Annotated in this window: 1 protein-coding gene; it reads left to right on the plus strand. The window is 71.3% G+C overall.

The annotated features are described in order from the left end of the window. The coding region (locus AQJ66_RS35880) for a type I polyketide synthase (protein ID WP_167359215.1) at positions 1 to 1,814 on the plus strand (1,814 nt) is incomplete at both ends.

Raw genomic sequence — 1,814 nt, forward strand, 5'->3', positions numbered from 1 at the left:
GGTCCGTCGCAGCAGCGGGTGATCCGGCAGGCGCTGGCGAGTGCGGGGCTGTCCCCGGTCGATGTGGACGCCGTCGAGGCGCACGGCACGGGTACGCCGCTGGGTGACCCGATCGAGGCGCAGGCGCTCCTGGCGACCTACGGCCAGGACCGCGAACACCCGCTCCTGCTGGGTTCGTTGAAGTCGAACATCGGTCATGCGCAGGCGGCTGCGGGTGTGGGCGGTGTGATCAAGATGGTGCTGGCGATGCGGCACGGGGTGCTGCCCCGGACCTTGCACGTGGGGGAGCCGTCGTCGCACGTGGACTGGTCGGCGGGTGCTGTCAGTCTCCTCACGGAGCAGCGGGAGTGGCCGGCCGGCGGCCGTCCGCGCCGGGCGGGGGTGTCGTCCTTCGGGATCAGCGGCACCAACGCCCACGTCATCCTCGAAGAAGTACCCCAGACAGGGACCGACACGGACAGCACCGGCCCTGGCCAGGGATCGCTGCACCCGAGAGTCCTGCCTTGGGTGCTGTCCGCGGCGGACGGCGCGCTGCCCGCCCAGGCGCGTCAACTGGCGAGCTTCGTCGAAGCGCGTAACGATCTCTCCCTCCCCGGCACCGCCCTGGCTCTGGCCACCACACGGACCGCGCTGGACAACCGCGCGGTGGTCCTGGCCGCCGACCGCGACGAGCTGCTGCGCACTCTCACCTCCCTGGCGGAGGGCCGTACCGAGCCCAACCTCGTCCAGAGCGCGGTACAGGCCGGCGGACAGCTGGCGTTCCTCTTCGCGGGTCAGGGCTCGCAGCGGCTCGGCATGGGCCGGGAGCTGTACGAGACGTTCCCGGTGTTCGCCGAGGCCTTCGACGCGGTCGACGCCGAGCTGCCGTTCGGTCTGCGTGAGGTCGTGTTCGGTGACGACGAAGGCGCCCTGAACCGAACCGAGTTCGCGCAGCCCGCCCTGTTCGCGCTGGAAGTGGCGCTGTTCCGGCTGCTGGAGTCGTGGGGTGTGCGGCCGGACGTGCTGGCCGGGCATTCGATCGGTGAGATCGCGGCGGCGCATGTGGCAGGGGTGTGGTCCCTTCAGGACGCCTGTCGTCTGGTGGTGGCGCGTGGCCGGCTGATGCAGGCGCTCCCCGACAGCGGCGCGATGGTCGCGGTGCAGGCCACCGAGGCCGAAGTGCTGCCGTTGCTTCACGACCGGGTCGGCATCGCCGCGGTCAACGGCCCTGAGGCACTGGTGGTCTCGGGCGTGGCGGAAGCCGTCGAGGAGATCGCCGCGCACTTCCGTGCCCAGGGCCGCAAGGTCACGTCCCTGCGCGTGAGCCATGCCTTCCACTCGCCGCTGATGGAGCCGATGCTCGCCGAGTTCAGGGAGGTCGCCGAAAGTCTGACCCCTGCGGAACCGCGGATACCGATCGTCTCCACGGTGACCGGCGGGCCGGTCGGGGCGGAGGAGCTGGCATCGGTCACGCACTGGGTGGAGCACGTGCGGCGACCGGTGCGTTTCGCCGACGGCGTGCGCCACTTGGTCGAGCAGGGGACCGCCCGGTTCGTGGAGCTGGGCCCGGACGGCACGCTGACCGCGCTCGTGCAGGCCGCCGCTGACGATGCCGACGGCCGTCTGCTGACGCCCACGCTCCGCAAGGACCGTCCCGAGACGTACTCGGTGCTGTCGACGGCAGCGGAACTCTTCACGAGGGGCACGCCGCTCGACTGGAACGCCATCTTCGTCGGCACGTCCGTGCCCGTCCATCCTGCGGAACTCCCGACGTACGCCTTCCAGCGCCGGCGTTTCTGGCCGGCAGCCTCCGCACTCCGCACCCGGGACCTGGG

Origin of the sequence: Streptomyces bungoensis, assembly GCF_001514215.1 — a bacterium.
Lineage (GTDB): Bacteria > Actinomycetota > Actinomycetes > Streptomycetales > Streptomycetaceae > Streptomyces > Streptomyces bungoensis.